Origin of the sequence: uncultured Ferrimonas sp. (assembly GCF_947489035.1) — a bacterium.
Classification (GTDB): Bacteria; Pseudomonadota; Gammaproteobacteria; order Enterobacterales; family Shewanellaceae; genus Ferrimonas.
This window is the reverse complement of the sequence record NZ_CANLCI010000021.1, coordinates 49,276-70,316: the sequence shown is the minus strand read 5'-3', so window position 1 is coordinate 70,316 and position 21,041 is coordinate 49,276. Positions and strand designations below refer to the sequence as shown.

Below are 21,041 nucleotides of genomic sequence, written 5' to 3'. Positions count from 1 at the left end.
TTTATTCACTCGGCACTCTTTAGCTGAACGCCGAATGGTAAATCCATCAATCAAACACTGCGCGTATGCCAACCAATACTCTTTCTTCCTTAAGTGAGCTAATGGTGTTCCGGTTAGTGGGTTGAAGGTTTTACCGCAGTCTTTGCAACGGTATCGAGGTAAGCCATGGCTTGAACCCCATGGTCGCAATTCGGCTGAGCGGCAGTGAGGACAAGTATCTGGATGATTTTCTATGAGGAATTTACTGGCAGAAGAGCCGTCAAAGCGCAGAATATTGAGGAGTTGTTCACGCTGACTGGGCGACAACTCCTCAACGTGATGCAGCAGTTCTGCAAAATCATGCTGTTTCATGTCTGAGCCCTCCGAAGCAGGAGACACTCTAAGTATAGACTTGCAACAGTTAACTCAAACACAGCCCTTTTTTGTGGCACGCGGAGGTGATCTGGATCACGGTGAATTTTTGTCACAAGCGGCAAAGATTGAGCGGGATCAAACTCCAAGCAAACAGTCGCCGGAAAAGCATGTCAGCACCGAAAATAGGGGGTACAGTGCAACCATCTTAAAGGTGTCTATCAGATGCAACATATGGAGTCATACCATGCATTGTATGCAATGTGAGCAAACTATCGTTACCCCTGCAGCCAAAGGCTGTTCTTACGCCGCCGGTATGTGTGGCAAGACCTCCGAGATCTCTGATCTGCAGGACGTTCTGGTTTACCTGATCCAAGGCGTATCAAGCTACGCTCACCTTGCCCGTGGTATGGGCATCAAAGACGCTGCCGCAGACGCGTACCTGCCACAGGCGTTTTTCTCTACCTTAACCAACGTAAACTTCGATGAAGCGCGTTTGGTTGAGTACACCCAAGAATGTATGGCTTTCCGTAACCGCTTAAAAGCGGCGTACGAAGCGGCCTGTGCTGAGCAGGGCATCACCCCTGAACAGCCAGAAGGCGCTGCTGAGCTGGAGATATCCGTAGATAAAGCGGCGATGCTGGCAGTGGCACCACAAACCGTGGTTCACCGTGGTTTAGAGCAAGTTGGCGAAGACATCGTTGGCCTGCGTTTGCTGTGTCTGTACGGCCTGAAAGGCGTAGCGGCATACATGGAGCACGCTCGTGTGCTGGATCAGCAAAGCGACGAAGCTTACGCTGAATTCCACCGCATCATGGCGCGTCTGGGTCAAGATCCTACCGAGATGGACGAGCTGTTGGGCTTGGCCATGGCCATCGGTACCCTGAACTACCAAGTGATGGAAATTCTGGATGCGGGCGAGACCAACCACTACGGTCACCCACAACCAGTAAAAGTGAACATGAAGCCAGTGGCGGGCAAATGCATTCTGGTTTCTGGTCACGATCTGATCGATTTGCAACACATTCTGGAGCAGACCAAAGACAAGGGCATCAACGTTTACACCCACGGTGAAATGTTGCCAGCGCACGCTTACCCAGAGTTGGGCCACAAGTACCCACACTTGGTGGGTAACTACGGCTCGGCGTGGCAGAACCAGCAGAAAGAGTTCGCCAACTTCCCTGGCGCCATCGTGATGACCTCTAACTGTCTGATCAACCCAGAGCTGGTTGGTGATTACGCCGATCGGATGTACACCCGTTCTATCGTTGGCTGGCCGGGTGTTAAGCACCTGATTGGCGATGACTTCACCGCTGTGATCGACACCGCGCTGGCGGCTGAAGGGTTCAAGTACGACGAACTGCCACACTACACCACCACCGGTTTTGCCCGTAACGCCTTGATGGCTGCGGCACCAGCGGTAATTGAGCAAGTGAAAGCGGGCAACATCAGCCACTTCTTGCTGGTTGGCGGTTGTGACGGTGATAAGGCCGAGCGTTCTTACTTCACTGACATCGTGAAGCAAGCGCCGAAGGACACGCTGATCCTGACTCTGGCTTGCGGCAAATTTAAGTTTAACGACTTGGACTTGGGCGACATCAACGGCATCCCACGCTTCTTGGATGTAGGCCAGTGTAACGACACTTACTCTGCCATCCAGTTGGCGCTGGCTTTGGCGGACGCCTTTGACTGTGGCGTGAACGAGTTGCCACTGTCTTTGATTCTGTCTTGGTTCGAGCAAAAAGCGATTGCGGTACTGCTGACCCTGCTGTCTCTGGGCATCAAAGACATCCGCGTGGGTCCGACCGCGCCGGCGTTCTTGACCGACAACCTGCTGACTGCACTGAATGAGATGACCGGCCTGAAGCTGATCACCACCCCAGAGCAAGATCTGGCAGACATCTTGGGCTAAGTCGACCGACTTTAGCGCGCAATCAGGGGCCGAAAGGCCCCTGATTAGTTTTTCGGTAAAATTGTGGAGTTTGTATGCAATTAACCTGTACCGCAGTACATCCAGAAACCAGCAGCGTCAGCAGCTTTCGCTTTCGCGCTGATCAAGCGGTGGATTTTATCCCCGGCCAATTCCTTACTTTGTTGGTGCCTTTTAGCGATCGCACCAGCGCCCGCGCATACAGCTTAAGCTCGATCCCCGCGGATCAAGAGCTGCAGCTGACCATTAAGCGGGTAGAGGGCGGTCGCGTTTCTAACCATTTGCTGGATAACCTAAAAGCCGGTGACAAGTTGGAAGCGATGGCCCCAGCCGGTGGTTTCCACCGCGATGCCGCCGGCGATAAGCCGTGGCTGTTACTGGGTGCCGGTTGTGGCATTACTCCGATTTACTCGATGCTGCGCGATCGGCTGCTGACCGATCCCGATGCGGACATCGTGATGCTGGCGTCGGCCAAAACCCCAGAGGAGCGTTTGTTTGCTAAGCCGTTGGCGCAGCTGCAGGCGGAGCACGACAACCTGAAGGTGGTGTGGTTACTGTCGAGCGAAGGCAATCGCTTGAGCGAAGAGTTGCTGCGCGAGCAAGCGCCGGATACCGCAAACCGCAGCGTGATGATCTGTGGCCCGCAAGCCTACATGGACGCCGCGGAAGCGTTGGCGGCCACCTTAGGGGCCAGTAATGTGCACTCTGAAGCCTTTATGCAGGTGCAAAAAAGCCTGTCTGATTGCGAAGATGACACCGCCGCGATGCAGCTGAGCGTGGACGGCATCGAGCTGCCAATTCTGCCCAACCAATCGGTATTGGACAGCTTGGAAGCCGGTGGTGTGCAGGTGATGGCCGCGTGTCGTGCCGGTGTGTGCGGCACCTGTAAGTGCAAAGGCGAGAAGGGCAAGTTTGAGTCAACCTCAACCATGGGGCTAACCCCAGATGAGATTGAACAGGGCTACTTCTTGGCGTGTGCCTCTACGGCCACCGACAGCATGACAGTGGCCGTGAACGACTAACGCCACGGCGATGCGCTCACTATGAAAAGCCAGCAACAGCCGTTGCTGGCTTTTTTGCGTTTTATTGGCGCTGGGGCGCAGCTGGAGATAACAGCAACAAAAACGGCTCCGCAAGGGAGCCGTTGTTCTTTGTGCGCGCTGATGATGCGCACACTGTTATCAGCAAACTGGGATTAAGCCATCAGCTCGTTGATGTGGGCGGTTAAGCCCTCAGCCAGCTCGGGGTTACGCAGGGCGTATTCGATGTTGGCTTTCATGTAACCGAGCTTATCGCCACAGTCGTGGGATTTACCCGACAGGTGGAACGCTTCCACCATCTCTTGCTCCATCAGCATGGCGATGGCGTCGGTTAATTGGATCTCATCACCGGCACCGGCTGGGGTGCGTTCTAGCAGTGGCCAAATTTCAGCGGACAGAATGTAACGACCAACAACCGCTAAGTTAGAAGGCGCGTCTTCGCGAGCGGGTTTTTCCACCACGCGGCTCATCGACTTGGATTCACCGGCGGCTAACGCTGCTCCGTCACAATCGGCAACGCCGTACTTGTGAACGATGTCCATCGGTACCGGCTCAACCATCACCTGCGAGGTGTTGGTTTCCAGATAGCGCTGGCGCATGGCGGCTAAGTTATCGCGGCTGAGATCGCTGATGGCGTTATCAATCAGCACATCCGGCAGCACCACCGCAAACGGGCTGTCGCCGATCAGCGGTTGGGCACACAGCACCGCGTGGCCTAAGCCTTTGGCCACCCCTTGGCGTACGTGCATGATGGTCACGCCTTTCGGGCAGATCGCTTTGACGTCATCGAGCAGCTGACGTTTGATGCGGGATTCCAAGGTGGCTTCCAGTTCGAACGAAGTATCGAAGTGGTTTTCAATGGCGTTTTTAGAGGAGTGGGTAACCAACACAATCTCTTTAAAGCCGGCGGCAGCACACTCTTCAACAATGTATTGGATCAGTGGCTTGTCGACCACGGGTAACATCTCTTTTGGGATCGCCTTGGTGGCTGGCAGCATACGGGTGCCAAGGCCAGCAACAGGGATCACCACTTTGGTCAGATTCATTCTGCCAGGCTCCATCTGTATTTTACTAAACCGGTCGATTATAACGAAACAAAGGGTAATAGGCTTGTCTTACCGGCAAGTTTCACTGAAGTTGCCGTGCCCATTTACGGCGGCATAACAACATAAATTACTGCCCGTTAACATGGGCAAAAAACACCAGTGCATAAGGGCGAATCTCTGTATTTTTCTAGGCGTTCATAAAGAACGCGAAAATGGCGGTAAAGTGCTGTTATTTCTTGCTCTTTGTTGCGGCTAATAACGTGAAGCTGGCTGTGATCAAGCTTAAATGGGCATTCTAATTACATGTTTAGGTGCCAAAATATGAGCCAGAGCGTTCTTTTTTGGTTAAAGGCTTCGTATGATGCTGCAGGTGAATGAAATTGAGTGGAGTTCAAATGAAGTTGGTGGTGCGGGCATCGGTGTTGATGCTATTGAGCCTATGCAGCAGTGTAACGGTGGCTGCCGAGCAGGTGGTGTTGTTGCTCTCGACCTTGGATAACCCGTTTTTCATCGCGATGAAGCAAGGCGCGGAACGCAAAGCGGTGGAGCTGGGGGTGGAATTGCAGGTGCTCAATTCGAATGACGATCCGGCGCAGGAACGGCAACACATCGACAGCATCATTGCGGCGAAAGCCAATGTGGTGTTGTTTAATCCAACCGACAGTTACTTGTCGGCACAATCGGTGCAGCGGTTGAATGCGGCGGCGATCCCATTGATCACCTTAGATCGTCATGTTGAACGCGCCACCGTGGCCAGCCATATCGCGTCCGATAACGTCAGTGGTGGCATGCTTGCGGGCAATTTTATTGCCAAGGCATTAGGCGCCAAGACGGTGGTGGCACAGATCGAAGGCAACGCCGATACTTCGGCAACGATTGAGCGTGGCGAAGGGTTTGCACTGGCGGTTCGAACCAATCAATTTTTGCTGAAAGCATCGCAGCAGGGGGATTTTGATCGGCACGGGGGTTACCTTGCCACCCAAAAAATGCTGCTTGAAAACCCCAGTATTGAAGCCATTTTTGCGCACAACGATGAGATGGCTCTTGGCGCGATCGAAGCCAGCCGTCAGTTGGGGCGGGCGCCGTTGATTGTTGGTTTTGATGGCAGCAAAGCAGCGCTGCAAGCGGTTAAGCAAGGGGGCCTAGCGGCCACCATTGCCCAGCGACCGAAAATGATCGGCTCTATGGGGGTTGCCAGTGCCGTTCGCTTGCTGCAAGGCAAACTGGTGGCGCTGCACCAGCCGGTGCCGTTGCAGTTGATCAGCCAATAGCGGCTTATGGCACTAGGGCCGGTTAAGCCTAAGCCCAGCGGGCACTCAGGACATCACGGCGGCAAAGGATGCCGCCGTGAGTTTTTTTTGGCTGGTGGGCGTGGGCGTTTTACGCCGACTTCCGAGGGGGAAATGAACCCTCGCTTTTGGTTAACGATGAAGCGCGGCGAGGGTTTCGACAACATTCCTCTTGTCTCACACCGCCAAAATGGTATTTTCTCCCTACTTTTGCTCAATTGGATAATTCGCCATGCCTAAGGCCAGTGAAATCAAAAAAAATGCCGCCATTGAACACAATGGTAAGGTTTTGTTTGTTAAAGAGATCAATAAGCTGACTCCCAGTGGCCGTGCCGGTGCCAGTTTGTACCGGATGCGCTGTTACGATGTGGCGACTGGCTTAAAGGTGGATGAGAGCTTCAAAGCCGACGAGATGATCAACTTGGCTGACGTGCGCCGTCACGATGTGATGTTCTCTTACGTTGATGGTGAAGAGTACGTTTTCATGAACAACGAAGACTACACCCCATACAACTTCAATAAAGAAGCCATCGCGGAAGAGCTGCAGTTCATTACTGAAGAGACTCAGGGTGTGCAAGTGGTTACCGTTGACGATGCGCCAGTGGCGATTGAATTGCCGGCCACGGTTGAATTGGTGATCACCGAAACGGATCCGTCCATTAAAGGCGCCAGCGCCAGTGCCCGCACCAAACCTGCGATCATGAGCACCGGCTTGACCGTGCAGGTGCCGGAATACATCGCTTCTGGCGAGAAGATTAAGGTCAGCACCAGCGAAGTGAAATTCCAAGGCCGCGCCGACTCCAAGTAAGCTCAGCCTGCGCTAAAAAGCCCGCCAGTGGTCACTGGCGGGCTTTTTTATTGAAATTAATTGTCACTTGCATCAAGCAAAATTGATGTTGATCACAAAGCGGTCACTTGGCGGTTAATGACCAATCTATCCGCTGGCGTTTGTTGATCCACGTCAAAGGCAACGGCGATGGCGCGGCGTAGGGTAGAACCATCATTAGCGTGCAATGGAGTTCCCCTTATGCCTACTTGGTTTGAAATGATCATGTCGAGCCCAATCGGTTGGATGTCGATGTTAGTGATCCTCATTACGTGCGTGATCGTGGGTTACCTTGGTTGGATGTTTTGGCGTAAATCCGGCGAGCCGCACGCATAAATTGCAGTGGTTGTGTCGCCTCTTGCACTAGCGATGGTGATCGCTGCGGCGCAGCAATGGTGACAGCTTGCGGTAATGCAGGCAGAAAAAAGCCGGGCTAGAGAACAGCCCGGCAAAAACGTCGTAACCAGCGCAATGGCTTAGCGCTTACCTTTACGACGCAGGGCGGAGGTGGTGTAGTCTTTGCGACTGGCCATGTAGTTAAAATCGATGCCCACTTTCTCTTCGTTGGTGAGTCCCATGGCCAGATAGCGGCCGTTGGTTAAATCGTGCAACACTTCGGCGGCGAGCCACGGTACCTGCACACGGTAATCCAGCACAAAGTGACCCTCTTGCACGCGCCAGAGATCGCCACGGGCATCGTAGTGATCCACCACCGCGGTTTGCCAAGAGTCTTCATCAACGTACATCACCCGCTTGGCGTAGATATGGCGCATGCCCTCTTTCAAGGTACCTTCTACCACCCAAACTCGGTGCAGCTCGTGACGGGTCAGATCTGGGTTGATGTGGCCAGGTTGGATGATGTCATCGTACTCCAGCGCTTTGTTCGATAGGCGGTAGGAGTTATACGGGATGTACAGTTCCTGCTTACCAACGATTTTCCAATCGTAGCGATCGGGCGCGCCGTTATACATATCCAGCTGATCCGAAGTACGCTGCCCATCTGATCCAAATCCTGGGCCATCGTAGGCCACTTGTGGGGCTCGGCGGACACGGCGTTGACCGGCGTTATAAACCCAAGCACGGCGAGACTCTTTCACCTGATCAATGGTTTCGTGCACCAACAATACGTTGCCGGTTAAGCGCGCTGGCGACACCACCTCTTGGGTGTAATAGAACAACACGTTGTCGTCTTTTTTATTGTCTTTAGGCTCTTTCATCTTTGATGGCCAAACGATGCTATCAACCGCTTTAATCGGGGTGTAGTTGCCGTTGGCCAGCACCGGCGCTTGCACCGAAGTACGCTCAACCGAGCCACCACGGTAACGGGTGATGTGGTTCCAGATGATCTCTACTGCGTTATTGGGGATCGGAAACGGTACGTACTCTTTGGCGTTGGCTATCCCATTGCCCCCAGCGATAAGCTCGGCACTGGTGGCGTTGGCTTTGGCGTGATCGTACACCAGCTGCGGTGAACTAAAGGTACGGTGGCTTGGGTACACATTGATGCGCTGGCTATTGGGGTATTTCTTTAACAACGCGATCTGGCCGGGGGTTAATTTATCGGCGTAGTCGCGGTAGTTGGCCGCAGTAATGGTAAACAGTGGTTTTTCATCGGCAAAGGGATCGTCAAGATTATTGCCCCCGCGGTACGCCGCTGGCGGTTCGGTCATGCCGCCGTTCCATGGGGGAATGGTGCCGGCTTCATTGCCTGCCTGCTGTGCCCCAACAGGGGTTAAGCTTTCGCCGAGTTTGGCGGCTTCGGTAGGTTCGACCTTGGCCCAAGCGCTGCTTGAGGCCACAATCAGTGCCAGCACTGAGCTCGCTAAAATCGATTTTTTCATGGTGAAACTCCTTTAGAACGACACGCCAAGGCTGACAGAGAGGTAATCACGATCCGATGACGGGTTGTAATCGCCACCTATCGCATTGGTGTAGGAGATGCTGGCGTTGTACTTGCTTAGGTAGTTCGCCCCTAATGAGATCCCCAGCGAGCGCCGATCCTCAATGAAGTTAGAGTTCGGCGAGTAGCCATCAACGTCGTGGCTCCAGGCGATGGTTGGCACCAAGTTGACCCCAGCAAAGGCATCGGAGTAATCCCACACCAAGCGGGCGCGATAGCCCCAAGCGCTGTCGGTCACCAGCCCTTCACAGCCGCCGTTAGCGACCGTCAAACCAACCGCGGCGGCGGCGGCTAAGTCTTTGTCGCTGTAGCACTTGCCGTACAACGAGGAGCGGCCAAAGCGTTGCTCATCCAATCCGGGCAGATCGTTGATGAAGTTGGCACCGACCTCGCCAACAAAAGTCAGGCGGTTGGCTCCCATCACTTGGTCGAAAAACTTCACCGTGGTGAACTGCAGTTGATGCACGTCTAGCTCTTCGTGTCCGGCAATCGGCGCCCCTAAGACGCTGGTGTCTCCTTGCAGCAGGCTACGCAGCAACGCTTGCGGTGCGTCATAGGTGCCTAAGTCGCCAAGCCCTGGCACCTGCGCGGCTAAGCCCTGCAGTTCAATCAAGGTGCTGGTAACACTGGAGGAGAAGATCTCCACCGAGTTGATCTGTACTGGCGTATCTGGGCGGTAGCTCCACTCACCGGAAACCGACCATTCGCCCACGGTGGTTGAGAAGCTCATGGCCATGATCTCAACATCTTCGGGGTAGTAGGCGTAATAACCTGGCCCTAAGGTTGGAATGTCATTGGTGCCGGGTAAGAAGGGCAGGGTTTCCCAGAAGGAGGCACCCACCAATGGGGTTCGGCTGGTGATGTTCATGTAATACACGCCGACATCGGTATCAATGCTTTCGGCAAAGTAACGTACGGCTGCCCCCCACTGACCGCTGTCTTCGCCATCCTGTTCTAGATTCGCGCGACGACCAAGGTACAAACCGGCGGCGAGATCGGTTGGATCACCAAAGGTTTGCAGCGTGAGCGAGTCACAACCTGGGCCGCCAAGCACATCGCCGTTACTGAAGAAGGTACCGCAACCATCAATCTTAAAGCTGTCCCATTCCCAGTTATAGAAGCCTTCAATACTGAGGTTTTCGGTAACGCCTAAGTTGAAGTACGCCATGCCGACCGGCAATAAAGCTTCTTTGACTTCGGCCCCAGGGCGGCGCAGGGCGGTGACGTCAATGGGGTTCACCGAGTTAATGGAGTTGAAGATGAAGGTGTTCTCCCCCCAACTCAGCACCTGACGGCCAACGCGCACATCCAGTGGCATGTCGCCCAGTTCAAATTCACCGTAGACAAAGGCATCGAGCAATTCGAAACCACTGGCCTGAGCAAAGTCGTCGAAGCTGCCTTCGTTTAATTTTTGGTTGGGCGCATAGCCATTGGCAACGTGGCCATGGGGCACTTCGCCTTCGGCCAACACATAGTCGTACCAATATTTGAAACGAGTGAAGGCCCCGAATTGACCGTTGCTGATCCCCAGATCGTGGATCCCTTTGATCACCTGCGAGGTTGCATCGCCTTTGTCGTAGTTCAGGGTGCCGTCATCAGAGGTGCTGGATAAGCCAAAGCCGCCATTGCTGAGCGCGATGTTTTTGGCTTCGGTCGTCCGCCAGGTAGACCCGATAGAGATGTTGGAGTCGAAGATGACTTCGTAATCCCCCACTTCGAAGGTTGCGGCCGCGACCGGGCCGCTTAGGGCGATGGAGATCAGTGCCGTCAGAGGCAGCAATTTGAATCGCTTGTTATCGACGCTTGCAAACATGGACTCACCTTTAGTGATTGTTATTTTTGCTGCACTTGTACATCCCCCAAACCGCTTCTCAAGTACCTGCAAATCCAACCTATCGGTTTGGTTGAACGCTTGTAAAACCCTTGATGACGGGAAATGGGGGAATTGCCGTAAGTTGCTGCTTATTGTCGGTAACTGTCTATTTTGCGGTGATTTGGTCAGAGCCAGTACTGCTGGGCGTTACAGCGCCATCAGTGAGATTTATCGCGGCAGTTGAATGAGTTATTTGATAAATGTTCACGCCCAAAAGTGAATGAAATTTCATTTAAGTTGGGGAATTATCCGATGACTGATCCGTCCAGTTGGCCAAAACGATAAGAGCTGGCACCGCTGCGAGCAAGCGGCTGCGATGGTTGTGGCGGCGCTGATCCAGCCCCGGTTACGGCTGATGTTTTAACCGCAGTGCACTGGCGTTTAAATAAAGAGGAAAGGGCTGATTACAGGCGGGATCAGCAGTGGATTGATGTTTGAAATAAAAGCGTAAAAATTATCAAGTAAAAGCACCAATCGACGTTAGGCTCTCGGCTGTGGCGGGCGAGTGCTGATGCAACGGCAATTGGTCTGACCAAAAAAGATCGCCGTTGCTGGCGCGAGCGTGTCAGATGATGTCAATTTTTAGAGTGAAACCTCTAAATTGAGTCGCCTGGCATTGATAAGCCCATTCGCGGCGGATCTAACTGCGTTTTATCCGCACAACGTTCATGATTTCCACTTCAAAGCCAGCCACGTTTTCGGTGCTGGCGTAGTAGGTGAGGTTCACTCGCGCCCCTTTTAGGGTTTGGTAAACGTGTTTGCGTTTGTATTTAAATGGCACCGAATGCCCTTCTATCATCAGCGTATTGAGGTACCAATCGCCGTGCTCACGTTGGGTGTGCGAGCTCACTTTTACGTTGTCACTGTGAACTAACTTTTGGTGTTGCTTGAGCATCTTATCGGGATCGGAATGCATGCCAGTGCCTTGTTTGGAAGCGATAGCATAGAGTAGCACGGGGTAGGTTATTGATCTGTCGCAACCAGCCAATGGTGCTGCAGGGCCGTGGCCACCAGTGGCGCAGAAATGGCGCGATTGGCGGTGCGCCACGGCCGCTTTAATTGTTGCAGCCCAGCCAGTTGAGCAGAGGTGATGGGGGTGATCGCCACATCGGTTGCCGTTGGATACAGCAGCCACAACGATGGGGCGCTGGCCTCGATGAGGAGTTCATCCACCGCTTGCTGAGTGCGTTGCTGAGTTAAGGTGCGCCAAATTGCGGCCACCGGATAGCGACTGCGACACAGGCTTAACCCTGAATTGAGCTGCCACGGCAGCGGTTGATCCGGTTGCTGTAACCAAGCTTGGTAGTGCTCCGGCTGCAACTTACGCCATCGCGGCGCATGGTAGCTGCGGTGCCAGCCCCACTCGAATCGCAGTAGCCCCAATAAAAACGGGTGATCAGCCAAGATGGGCTGAGCCTGAGGTTGCTGACTGAACCAGTGGCTCAACTGAGCGCCAATCTGTTCCAATGCCGTACCAAAGGCGACGGTGGGAACAAACTGTTGCGCTATTTGCAAAAACAGGGGGGCGCCCAATAGGTATTCGCAGCAGGGGTAGCTTTGTTGCAGCGCCTGAATGCGAGCGCCATCGCGGTTTCGCTGATGGATGGCGCGCCCTTGTTGCCAGTGGGGCTGCGCGAACTGAGTGCCGGTGGCGGTTAAGGGATCCCGCACCGCGATGGTCAGAGTGTGCTTGGGGCCTGCAGTCATAACTGCTCCTGATAGCGGCGAGCACGGGCCACTTCGCCGAGCAGCGTATCTAACGGCGGTAAATGGTTGTCCCACTCGATAATGGTGGGGCGAGGCCCCATCTGCGCCAACAACTGTTGATAGAGCTGCCACACCGGCTCGCTGACTTGACTGCCATGATGATCCAGCAGCAATTCCCCCTGAGGTTGATGGCCAGCAAGGTGGCAGTAACTGACCGCGGTTAACGGCAGCTTGGCCAGCAGTTCCGCAACGGGACACTGCAAGTTGTGGGCACTGACATAGAGGTTATTGATGTCGAGTAAGAGGCCGATGCCGGTACGGCGATGCAATTCGGCCAGCAGCTCGCCTTCGCCGATGTTGTCGTCGCGGTAACTTAGGTAACGCGACACGTTTTCTAAGATCAATGGCAGCGGCAAACGGTGTTGCAGCCGCTCGATGCTGTGCTGCAAGGCGGGCAGTAAATCTCGCTGATAACACAACGGCAGCAGATCATGGCTGTCGCCTTCGGCCAGTTGGCTCACGCTTAAATGATCAGAGATGGCGATGGCATTGAGCTCATCCGCCATGATGGCGAGCTTGGTTAAGTAGTCGTCAGCGGCGCCGCCAGAACCAACCGACAAACCCACGCAGTGCAGCACCACCGGATAGCGTTCGGCCAGCTGGCACAAGCGATGGTAATGAGGGCCGCGCAGCGACAGGTAGTTGTCGGCCATCACTTCAATAAAGGGCAGCGACAATTGCCGCTGCAGGATCTGTTGCAAATGGGGCTCGCGCACGCTGAAGCTCACAGCCTGCGCCGCCACCTGTGGTAAAGCGGTCATTAAGATTTATCCACCCCTTTGGCTGGCTTTACTTTGGCCACTTTACCGCCCAACTTTTTACAGGTGCCTTGGGGCACATACACCCACTCGTTGGGGCTGTTATCGCTCGTGGCGTAGCCCGCACAGCCGTGGCTGCCATCCAGCGAGCCACAATCGTTCATCCCTTTTTGGGCCACACCGGCGCATTTTTCCCACGCCTTCGGTTGATCCGGCACAGCTTGAGCGCTGCCAGCAGCCAGCAGTAAGCCTACTGAGATCAAGCCAGCGATACTTTTATTAACGGTTTTACCTTGGTCCATGTTGCTCTCCAATGGTGACAATAAGCCGAGTTCAATCCGTAATGGATTGCAGTAAAAGAAAGGCAAAGAGGCCATTGGCTTTCTGGTTTACTTGGATCGTTCGCTTCCATCGATAGTGCAAAGGGTTCTGAAAGAACTGCTGGGAAGTGATGTTAAGGGATGCGGAGAACGCTCACCTTTTGAAACACTTCTCTAACATCTGCGGCTAAGTGTCTGGTTATACTTGCCGCAAAAAATAGCTGGCCGTTGCGATGAACCTAACCCGCACCTCATTAAAGAACCCCGCCGCTGTCTTGGTGATCGTGGCCTTGATCCTCGTATTTGGGCTGCTTAGCGTCTTTAAGCTGCCGATCCAGCTCACTCCCGATATTGAACAACCCCAGATCACCATCTCGACCGGGTGGCGCAGCGCGGCACCGGAAGAGTTGGAATCGGTGATCATCGAGCCCCAAGAAAACGTAGTGAAAAACACCCGTGGGGTGGTGGACGTAACGACCTCGATCAACAGTGGTTTTGGCAACATCACTCTGACCTTTGATGTTGGCACCGACATGCAGCAAGCGATGTTGGATGTGATCAACAACCTAAACCAAGCGCCACCGCTGCCGTTGGACGCCTCAGAGCCACGGGTTGGGGTAGGCGGTGGCCGCGATGGCCCCAATGCGGCGTCATTGTTGGTGCGGGTGCTGCCGGATAACCCAGATCAAGAGATCGCCAATTACCAAAAGCTGATTGAAGATGTGGTGGAGCCACGGCTGGCGCGGATCCAAGGGGTTGGCCAAGTTAATTTGAATTCCCAACGCCCCCAAGAGCTGCGGATCAACTTTGATCCTTACAAAGCGGCAGCGATGGGGGTGACCGTTAACCAGATCAGCAGCACCATTGCGCGGGCTACGGACGTATCCGGTGGCTTTGCCGATGTGGGACGACGCCAATACACGGTGCGGTTTGTCGGCCAATATGATGCGCTGAACTTAGGCGAGATGATCATTGGTTATCACGGCGAACGGCCCATCTATTTGCACGATGTGGCCACCGTTGAGCAAACCTTGGTTGACCGCTCGGGGTTCAGTTTACGCAACGGCAGCCCCGCTTATTACATCACCTTAAGCCGAGGGGCCGACGCCAACACGGTGGCGTTGCTGGATGAGGTAAACCTTGCCATTAGCGAGTTAAACCAAGGGCCTTTGGCGCAAGCGGGGTTGGCGATTGACCTGAGCTTTGATTCCTCGGTACACATTAAAAACGCGCTTAAATTAGTGCAAAGCAATCTGGGCTTAGGAGTGCTGCTGGCACTGAGCATCTTATGGCTATTCTTGCGCGGCTTACGCACCACCTTAGTGATCGCCACCACCATTCCGATTTCGATCATGGTGGCGTTTTTAGGACTGAGCCTATTTGACCGCAGCCTGAATGTTATCTCGCTGGCGGGATTGGCGTTCTCCGTTGGTTTGGTGCTGGATGCCGCCATCATTGTGCAAGAGAACATCGAGCGGCTCAAAGCCAACGGCATCAATGGCCATCAGGCGGTGCTAAAAGGTGCGGTGCAGGTCAGTGGCGCCTTGTTCGCATCAACGGCAACCAGTGTCGCGATTTTTCTGCCCATCCTATTTATGGCTGGGATCGAAGGGCAGCTGTTTTCTGATTTGGCGTTAACCTTGGCCATCGCGGTGATCGCCTCCTTAGTGGCGGCCATTACCGTGCTGCCCATCGCCAGTAAATATTGGCTGAGTGCGACCCCAACAGCGGATCCCTTTGCCCATTATTGGCTGCGGCTAACCAATCTGGTGATGGCGCTGACCAACAACAACGCCAAGCGCATCGGCTGGATCGCGGCGTTGTTGGGCGGCTCGGTGTTGATCACCACGATGTTGTTGCCTAAAACCGATTTTATGCCGCGGGCACCAACCGATGGTTTCTTCTTTAACATCAGCTTACCGCCCGGTGGCAACTTGGCGTTTGTTGATAATGAGATGGCCACCTTGGTGCGACAACGCATTGAACCGCACCTCAGTGGCGACAAGTTGCCTAAGATCAAAAGCTACAACTTTTACTCCTTTGGGGCGGGCTTCAGCGGCGGCTTTATCTACGCCGATGATCCCACCGAAGTGGAAGCGTTGATGGCGTTGGTGCAGGAGCAGATCTTGGCGGATCTGCCCGACACCAATGTGTTTTTGTTTCGTGGCTCGATGATCAACGTGACCGGCGGTGGCAATGGCCGTTCGATCAGCATCAACATTCAGGGGCCCGAGCTGGAAGAGCTGATCGACACCGCCGAAGTGGGGCTGGCTGCCATTGGTGAGCATTTGCCTGGGGTCAGTGCTCGGCCGCAACCGGCCCTGTCGATAGCGGAGCCAGAGCTGCAGCTTATTCCCAACGATCGCCGCATCACCCAAGCGGGTTTTAATCGCCGCGAGTTGGCCAATACGGTGCGGGCTTATACCGATGGGCTGTTTGTCAGTGAGTACTTTGACGGTAACGAGCGGATGAACGTGATCTTACGTGGCAGCGCTTGGGCGACCCCAGATGAGCTGGCGGCACTGCCGCTGCACACGCCTCTGGCTGGCATTCAAACGGTGGGTGAACTGACCGAAGTGGTGCGTACCGTTGGCCCAACCCAGCTGCGCCGAGTGGACGGTGAGCGCACCATCACCTTGGAGATCTCACCGCCGGCGAGTCTGTCGATGGAGGAAGCCTTAACGGTGTTGCAGCAGCAAATTTTGCCGCAGATGCAGGCGGTGTTGCCGCCACAGGCTTCAATTAAGCTGTCGGGTAACGCCAATAAGATGGCCGCGGCCATCAACGACATGATGGTTAATTTTGGCTTAGCGTTACTGATCTTATTTCTGTTGATGACCGCCTTGTTTAAATCCGCCAAAGACAGCGCCTTGGTGCTGCTGGTGATGCCACTGGCGGTGGGGGGCGGGGTGCTGTCGCTGGCGTTGTTGAATCTGGTCAGCGTTCAGTCACTGGATCTGTTGACCATGATCGGCTTTATCATTTTGTTGGGGTTGGTGGTGAACAACGCCATATTGCTGGTGGATCAAACCCGGCAGGCCGAGCGACAAGGGCTGGACCGAATTGCCGCTGTTACCCAAGCGGTACGCATCCGTGCGCGACCGGTGTACATGAGCACCCTCACCAGTTTGTTTGGCATGTTGCCATTGATGTTGATGCCCGGCGTTGGCGCTGAAATCTATCGCGGTCTGGCCACGGTCATTGTTGGCGGCATGGGGATCAGCGCGCTGTTTACGCTGATATTACTGCCCAGTTTGTTGCAGCTTGGCGCCACTGTTTCGTCATCCCAATCACACCGTGAAGTAGTGACGCCACTGCTGGTTAATCAATAGGACGGAACCATGAAAAAGTATCCCTTAGCCGCTTTGGCGCTGCTGTTAAGCAGTACTGTGTTGGCGGCCGATGAGCCGCTTAAACCGGTGCAGATCGCGGCGGTAACCAGCACCATCATCGCGCCCACGGTAAAGCTGTTGGGCACCGTAGAGAGCCGCAGCGAAGTGGCGATCACCGCTGGGGTGAATGGCCAGCTGACCTGGGTGGTTGAGCCGGGGCGTTTTGTTGCAGCGGGGGAAACCTTGGTGACGATGGACACCTTTCCGCTGGAGCTGGCGCAACTCGAACAGCAAGCCAAGATCAAACGAGAGCGGATCAACCTGCGCTTTTTGAAACGGGAATTAGAACGTTTAGAAACCCTGCAAGCGGACAACAACGCAGCGGAATATCAGCTGGATGAGAATCGAGCCAAGTTTGAACTGGCCAGCGCCGATCTGGAAATTGCCCAGTTGAAGCTGAAACAGATTAACGATGAGCTGGCTCGAGCCAACGTCAAAGCGCCCTTTGCTGGGGTGATCACCGAACGGCTGCACCGGGCTGGTACCGATGTGAACCGCGCCGAAACCTTGCTGCGGTTGTTGGATACCGAACACCTCGAAGTGCACCTGTTTGTGCCAGTAAAATACCTTAGCAAGATCCGCAAGGGCGAAGCGTTGTTGGTACTGGGGGAGCAGTATCAAGCCGAGGCAGCCATCAGCGCGGTGATCCCGGCGGCGGATCGGCGCTCACAAACCTTCGAGCTGCGGCTCAGCCTTGATGATCGCGCCATTGCCCATTGGACCAGTGGCCAGCTTGTGAAGGTGGCGATCCCAGTGAACGACGCCAGCCAAGCGTTAACGGTGCCGCGAGATGCGCTGATTTTACGCCGCCAAGGTGCCTTTGTGATGCGGATCGACAGCGATAACATCGCCCACAAATTGCCGGTGACGGTGGGGGATGGCCAAGGCGATCGCATTGCCATCAGTGGCGAGCTGCAAGAGGGGGACAGCGTGGCCATTCGTGGTGCCGAGCGATTAAAAGATGGGCAGAAGGTTACGGTGCAGGGGGCAAGCTAAACCTTAGTTGAGATCGGCGTAAGCAAAGCGGTTACGACCTTGTTTTTTGGCCTGGTACAGCGCTAAATCCGCCGCTTTGAACAGCTGCGCTTGCTCCAAATCGGGTTGTGGGATCTGGGTTGCAACGCCAATGCTAACGGTAACGATGGGATCGGGGCCAACGTCTTGGTGGGGGATCTGCAGCTTATTGACCGCCTCGACTAACTTTTCCGCAATGCGCTGGGCGGCGCTTGCGGGGGTGTTGGCTAATACCAGCACAAACTCTTCGCCGCCGTAGCGTGCCATTAAATCACCGGGACGTTGGGCAAATTGGCTCAACAGGCCGGCGATCTGCTGTAAGCAGCGATCCCCCTGTTGGTGGCCATAGCTGTCGTTGTACCATTTGAATCGGTCGATATCGAGCAGCAACAGCGACAGCGGCTGCTGCTGGCGGGCACCACGCCGCCACTCTTGGTCAAAAAACTGGGTAAAGTGACGGCGGTTGGGCAAGGTGGTTAGGCTGTCCTGCAGAGTGAGCTCGCGCACCTGCTGTTCGGTATTTTTTTGGGCGGTGATGTCGCAATGGCTTACCAGCACCAAGCGTTGCCCTTGCCACTCCATCGGGTTGGCGGTCAGCAGATACCAGCGCTGTTGCTGCTCGCTGTGAAAACAGTATTCGTGCTGAAATTGCTCCTGTTCCCCCGCCAACAAGCGCTGCAATTGCGGCACCACCACTTCATTGTTGTTGAATAATTTCCAGTAACTGTACCCCAGCCAGTGATGCTGTTCATTGATGCTATCGGCAAACTGGATCCACGCTTGATTGACAAAGCGGATGGTGCCGTTGTGATCAATGATGGCGATGTGATGCTCTATCGCATCTAACGCCTTGCGGTAAAATGGTTCCGTGGTCGGCACTGGGTATGGATCCCTAATGAGTTGGTTACAAGCAACAGTGTTTAACATATTGCCGGAACGGAATAGGTAACTGCACTGATATGAATCACTTTTTTTATAGTAGTCAATAATTTTGTGAACACCGACAGTGGTATTCGATAGAGTTTGGCGCTTTTGCGGTACACTTGCGCTGATTTTTTTGGAGGGTTTACGTGCAACAACATCAACGATGGATGGCCCATGCCATGGCCTTGGCGGCCAAAGCGGAACAGTTGGGCGAGGTACCTTGCGGCGCAGTATTGGTGTTGGGTGAGCAGATCATTGCTGAAGGCTACAACCGCTGTATTACTGATAACGATCCCACCGCGCATGCAGAGATCCAAGTGCTGCGCCAAGCTGGCAAGGTGCTGGATAATTATCGCCTGCTGGATACCACGTTATACATCACCTTAGAGCCATGCCCGATGTGCGCCGGTGCGATTGTGCACGGCCGTGTTGGCAAGGTGGTCTTTGGGGCGCCGGATCTCAAAACTGGGGCGGCGGGCACAGTGATGAATTTGCTGGATGATCCACGCTTAAATCATTGGCCAGAAGTGATTGGTGGGGTGATGCAGGCTGAATGTGGGGAACAGTTAAGTGCCTTTTTCCGCCGCAGAAGAGCGGAAAAGAAGGCACTGAAACAGGCTCAAAGATCCGGGCTAGGATCGGAATCTTCAAACTCGTAGCTGCTATTAAACAGCTTGCTGCGGTGCACCACGCGTAAATGGGTGCGCTTGCGGCACTGGCGGCGTCGCTCGCTCAAACTTGTGCTTGCTAATCGTTTGCGTCTATTTCGCATTATCAACAAACCTCCTTTTCAATTATCGTCTTGGCTAAGACGCGATCCTGCCGAGTCCATATGACAGTGCAGGTCGTAACTCATGACACCTCGATGACATCCGTCAAAGTGATGCAATTATGAGACCATGCTCGTAATTTTGCCGCTGTGGGTCAAGGTAAATTGCTAAAAATACAGCGAATATCGTGATCGGCTCAGGCGATTCTGCTGGTTGCATTGAAACTTGCCCCGATGTTGTGATGGGGCTCACGCGCGCCAATGCGATGGGTTTGATGGCAGCAGTCCAGTGGCGACAAACCGTTCACCCCGTTGAGGCGGATTCACGCGTAGCTGACGCGAACGTCAGCTACTGAGTGTAGCCCGGTGATGGCGTTATTGTGGTGCTAATGAGGTAGCTGCAGCGGGAGACAGTTCAGCCGGTTGTGGCGGGGTGTCGGGCTGCTGCTGGGCATCTAGCCACACTAAGGTGTCGTAATAACGACGAATGTTTTCAACATAATGGGTGGCTTCGTCACCGCGAGCGTAGCCGTATTTACTGCGTTGGTAATACTTCTTTTGGCGCAGCAACGGCAGGTGCTTCTTCACGTCGCGCCAGCTGTTGGGATCTTGCCCTTGGCGTTGAGTCAGTACCCGTGCATCCTCGAGGTGGCCTAGGCCAATATTGTAAGCGGCTAAGGCAAACCAGATCTGCTCATCCTGTGGAATGTTGCGGGGCAAGCGGGTCAGCAACTGCTGCAGGTAATCGCTGCCGCCACGAATGCTTTGCTCTGGATCCAGCCGATTGCTGACTTTCATCCGCTTGGCTGTTGGTAAGGTCAGCATCATCATCCCGCGTACCCCAGTGGGCGATTTTGCTTTGGGATCCCAATGGGACTCTTGATAAGCCACCGCCGCCAACTGGCGCCAGTCTTGCTCACCAGCGTGGCGCTTAAATAGCGCTTTATAGCGTGGCAGCACGTTATCTACCGCGCGCATAAAGGCCACGGTATCAACGTAATCAAAGCGTTGTACGTGGCTGAAGTATTTGTCTTCTAATCGTTGCAGCCGCCCTGATTTTAGCTCGCTGTCCCAAAAGTCCAGCATGGCGCTCAGCAGCCAGCCGTTGCGCGCTTGATCCAAGGCCCAGCCTACCGGTTGTGCTGGGCCAATGCTCAGCCCTTGTCGTAACGAGGGGTAGTAGCGTTGGGCTAATGCCAGCGCGGTGGAATCGGCGATGGTGTAATCCAAGCTGCCATCGGCCACTAACCCCATTAACTCTTGGCTGTCGTACTCTGCCGATTGGCGCCAGTGTATCTCTGGGTTTTGGCGGCTCAGTTGCCGCAGTTTTTCAGCGTGGCTGGAATCCTTGACCACCAACAGCTCGCCGCGAATTTTGCTGAGGCTTTTAGGCGGTCGTTGGCCTTGGCGATACACCAGTACCGGAGTGACCTGATACAGCGGCGGGCTGAAGATCCACTGCTGTTGGCGCAGGCTTGTGCGGGTTAATCCCGCCGCCATGATGTCGATATCGCCGCTCTGATAGGCTTGAAACAGTGTTTCCAGTGATGAGAACGGCGTGATTTTTATCGGTGTATTAATGAATTGACCGAACTGAGTGGCCAATTCGTAATCAATGCCCACGGGCCCTTGGCCGCGCACTTGATAGCTGGCGGGGCCGGATAAGGTGCCAAAACGTACCACCACGGGCTTTTCCGCTGCGTTAGTGCTGGCTGGCGCGCGGTTATCGCCACAACCAACAAGCATGGCGAGGGTGATTAAGGCAGCAACCTGAGCAAATACGGTGCTGATTTTTTTACAGTTTAGAATTTTTGTGATCTCGTCATCAGTTTGCCTAAGGGT

At 54.4% G+C, this 21,041-nt stretch carries 17 protein-coding genes and 1 pseudogene; 8 read left to right on the top strand and 10 right to left on the bottom strand.

Translation table 11 applies throughout. From position 1 onward, the window contains the following. A pseudogene (locus Q0796_RS13020) lies at positions 1–222 on the bottom strand (IS1595 family transposase); the annotation flags it as partial. 376 nt (positions 223–598) lie between these two features. Between Q0796_RS13020 and hcp the strand changes: the two are divergent. Both hcp and Q0796_RS13010 read left to right on the top strand, forming a co-directional pair. Further along, entirely contained in the window at positions 599–2,263 is a 1,665-nt protein-coding gene (hcp, locus tag Q0796_RS13015) for a hydroxylamine reductase (RefSeq protein ID WP_298443954.1), read from the top strand. 74 nt (positions 2,264–2,337) lie between these two features. Then, the gene (locus Q0796_RS13010; RefSeq protein ID WP_298443953.1) at positions 2,338–3,303 is read left to right on the top strand and encodes an iron-sulfur cluster-binding domain-containing protein; all 966 of its coding nucleotides are present in this window, start codon (positions 2,338–2,340) and stop codon (positions 3,301–3,303) included. A 173-nt stretch (positions 3,304–3,476) separates the two neighbouring features. On the opposite strand, the gene galU is transcribed toward Q0796_RS13010, so the two are convergent. Beyond that, positions 3,477–4,367, bottom strand: coding sequence for a UTP--glucose-1-phosphate uridylyltransferase GalU (gene galU, locus Q0796_RS13005; RefSeq protein ID WP_298443951.1), 891 nt, complete (start codon positions 4,365–4,367; stop codon positions 3,477–3,479). A gap of 380 nt (positions 4,368–4,747) precedes the next feature. On the opposite strand from galU, the gene Q0796_RS13000 reads away from it, so the two are divergent. The 3 genes from Q0796_RS13000 (at position 4,748) to Q0796_RS12990 (ending at position 6,818) form a co-directional block, all read left to right on the top strand. After that, entirely contained in the window at positions 4,748–5,638 is an 891-nt protein-coding gene (locus tag Q0796_RS13000) for a substrate-binding domain-containing protein (RefSeq protein ID WP_298443949.1), read from the top strand. 250 nt (positions 5,639–5,888) lie between these two features. Further along, positions 5,889–6,464: an elongation factor P-like protein YeiP gene (yeiP, locus tag Q0796_RS12995; protein WP_298443948.1), complete on the top strand. Its 576-nt coding sequence runs from the start codon at positions 5,889–5,891 to the stop codon at positions 6,462–6,464. A 219-nt stretch (positions 6,465–6,683) separates the two neighbouring features. After that, positions 6,684–6,818 carry a DUF3149 domain-containing protein gene (locus tag Q0796_RS12990; RefSeq protein ID WP_298443946.1) on the top strand — a complete coding sequence of 45 codons (135 nt, stop codon included), beginning with the start codon at positions 6,684–6,686 and terminating at the stop codon, positions 6,816–6,818. Positions 6,819–6,958: 140 nt separating this feature from the next. Here the strand turns inward: Q0796_RS12990 and Q0796_RS12985 are convergent, their stop codons facing one another. From Q0796_RS12985 to Q0796_RS12960, 6 genes are all read right to left on the bottom strand, one after another. Continuing rightward, entirely contained in the window at positions 6,959–8,323 is a 1,365-nt protein-coding gene (locus tag Q0796_RS12985; protein WP_298443944.1) for a DUF1329 domain-containing protein, read from the bottom strand. 12 nt (positions 8,324–8,335) lie between these two features. Next, positions 8,336–10,195, bottom strand: a complete 1,860-nt coding sequence (locus Q0796_RS12980) for a DUF1302 domain-containing protein (protein WP_298443942.1) — start codon at positions 10,193–10,195, stop codon at positions 8,336–8,338. A gap of 700 nt (positions 10,196–10,895) precedes the next feature. Beyond that, entirely contained in the window at positions 10,896–11,171 is a 276-nt protein-coding gene (locus Q0796_RS12975; protein ID WP_298443940.1) for a hypothetical protein, read from the bottom strand. 47 nt (positions 11,172–11,218) lie between these two features. After that, positions 11,219–11,962, bottom strand: coding sequence for a hypothetical protein (locus tag Q0796_RS12970; protein WP_298443939.1), 744 nt, complete (start codon positions 11,960–11,962; stop codon positions 11,219–11,221). Next, positions 11,959–12,783: a DUF692 domain-containing protein gene (locus tag Q0796_RS12965; protein ID WP_298443937.1), complete on the bottom strand. Its 825-nt coding sequence runs from the start codon at positions 12,781–12,783 to the stop codon at positions 11,959–11,961. The genes Q0796_RS12970 and Q0796_RS12965 overlap by 4 nt, the downstream gene beginning before the upstream one ends. Further along, entirely contained in the window at positions 12,783–13,082 is a 300-nt protein-coding gene (locus tag Q0796_RS12960) for a DUF2282 domain-containing protein (protein WP_298443936.1), read from the bottom strand. Before Q0796_RS12960 ends, Q0796_RS12965 begins: the two co-directional genes overlap by 1 nt. Before the next feature lie 251 nt (positions 13,083–13,333). Here Q0796_RS12960 and Q0796_RS12955 point away from each other — a divergent pair, with 251 nt between their 5' ends. Both Q0796_RS12955 and Q0796_RS12950 read left to right on the top strand, forming a co-directional pair. Beyond that, entirely contained in the window at positions 13,334–16,432 is a 3,099-nt protein-coding gene (locus Q0796_RS12955; protein WP_298443934.1) for an efflux RND transporter permease subunit, read from the top strand. Positions 16,433–16,441: 9 nt separating this feature from the next. Then, positions 16,442–17,488 carry an efflux RND transporter periplasmic adaptor subunit gene (locus tag Q0796_RS12950; RefSeq protein ID WP_298443932.1) on the top strand — a complete coding sequence of 349 codons (1,047 nt, stop codon included), beginning with the start codon at positions 16,442–16,444 and terminating at the stop codon, positions 17,486–17,488. 3 nt (positions 17,489–17,491) lie between these two features. Here the strand turns inward: Q0796_RS12950 and Q0796_RS12945 are convergent, their stop codons facing one another. Then, positions 17,492–18,385, bottom strand: a complete 894-nt coding sequence (locus Q0796_RS12945; protein ID WP_298443930.1) for a sensor domain-containing diguanylate cyclase — start codon at positions 18,383–18,385, stop codon at positions 17,492–17,494. A 191-nt stretch (positions 18,386–18,576) separates the two neighbouring features. Between Q0796_RS12945 and tadA the strand changes: the two genes are divergently transcribed. Then, on the top strand, positions 18,577–19,089 hold the full coding sequence (gene tadA / locus Q0796_RS12940) for a tRNA adenosine(34) deaminase TadA (RefSeq protein WP_298443928.1): 513 nt from the start codon (positions 18,577–18,579) through the stop codon (positions 19,087–19,089). Between the two features lie 485 nt (positions 19,090–19,574). On the opposite strand, the gene mltF is transcribed toward tadA, so the two are convergent. Further along, entirely contained in the window at positions 19,575–20,990 is a 1,416-nt protein-coding gene (gene mltF, locus Q0796_RS12935; RefSeq protein WP_298443957.1) for a membrane-bound lytic murein transglycosylase MltF, read from the bottom strand. Between the last annotated feature and the right edge of the window lie 51 nt (positions 20,991–21,041).

Excerpts from the sequence above, each read along its gene's own strand:
- Q0796_RS12985 (WP_298443944.1), bottom strand. The coding sequence starts at position 8,323 with ATGAAAAAATCGATTTTAGCGAGCTCAGTGCTGGCACTGATTGTGGCC.
- hcp (WP_298443954.1), top strand. The coding sequence starts at position 599 with ATGCATTGTATGCAATGTGAGCAAACTATCGTTACCCCTGCAGCCAAA.
- Q0796_RS12980 (WP_298443942.1), bottom strand. The coding sequence starts at position 10,195 with ATGTTTGCAAGCGTCGATAACAAGCGATTCAAATTGCTGCCTCTGACG.
- galU (WP_298443951.1), bottom strand. The coding sequence starts at position 4,367 with ATGAATCTGACCAAAGTGGTGATCCCTGTTGCTGGCCTTGGCACCCGT.
- Q0796_RS12990 (WP_298443946.1), top strand. The coding sequence starts at position 6,684 with ATGCCTACTTGGTTTGAAATGATCATGTCGAGCCCAATCGGTTGGATG.
- yeiP (WP_298443948.1), top strand. The coding sequence starts at position 5,889 with ATGCCTAAGGCCAGTGAAATCAAAAAAAATGCCGCCATTGAACACAAT.
- Q0796_RS13010 (WP_298443953.1), top strand. The coding sequence starts at position 2,338 with ATGCAATTAACCTGTACCGCAGTACATCCAGAAACCAGCAGCGTCAGC.
- Q0796_RS12955 (WP_298443934.1), top strand. The coding sequence starts at position 13,334 with ATGAACCTAACCCGCACCTCATTAAAGAACCCCGCCGCTGTCTTGGTG.
- Q0796_RS12975 (WP_298443940.1), bottom strand. The coding sequence starts at position 11,171 with ATGCATTCCGATCCCGATAAGATGCTCAAGCAACACCAAAAGTTAGTT.
- Q0796_RS12965 (WP_298443937.1), bottom strand. The coding sequence starts at position 12,783 with ATGACCGCTTTACCACAGGTGGCGGCGCAGGCTGTGAGCTTCAGCGTG.
- Q0796_RS12950 (WP_298443932.1), top strand. The coding sequence starts at position 16,442 with ATGAAAAAGTATCCCTTAGCCGCTTTGGCGCTGCTGTTAAGCAGTACT.
- Q0796_RS12970 (WP_298443939.1), bottom strand. The coding sequence starts at position 11,962 with ATGACTGCAGGCCCCAAGCACACTCTGACCATCGCGGTGCGGGATCCC.
- Q0796_RS12960 (WP_298443936.1), bottom strand. The coding sequence starts at position 13,082 with ATGGACCAAGGTAAAACCGTTAATAAAAGTATCGCTGGCTTGATCTCA.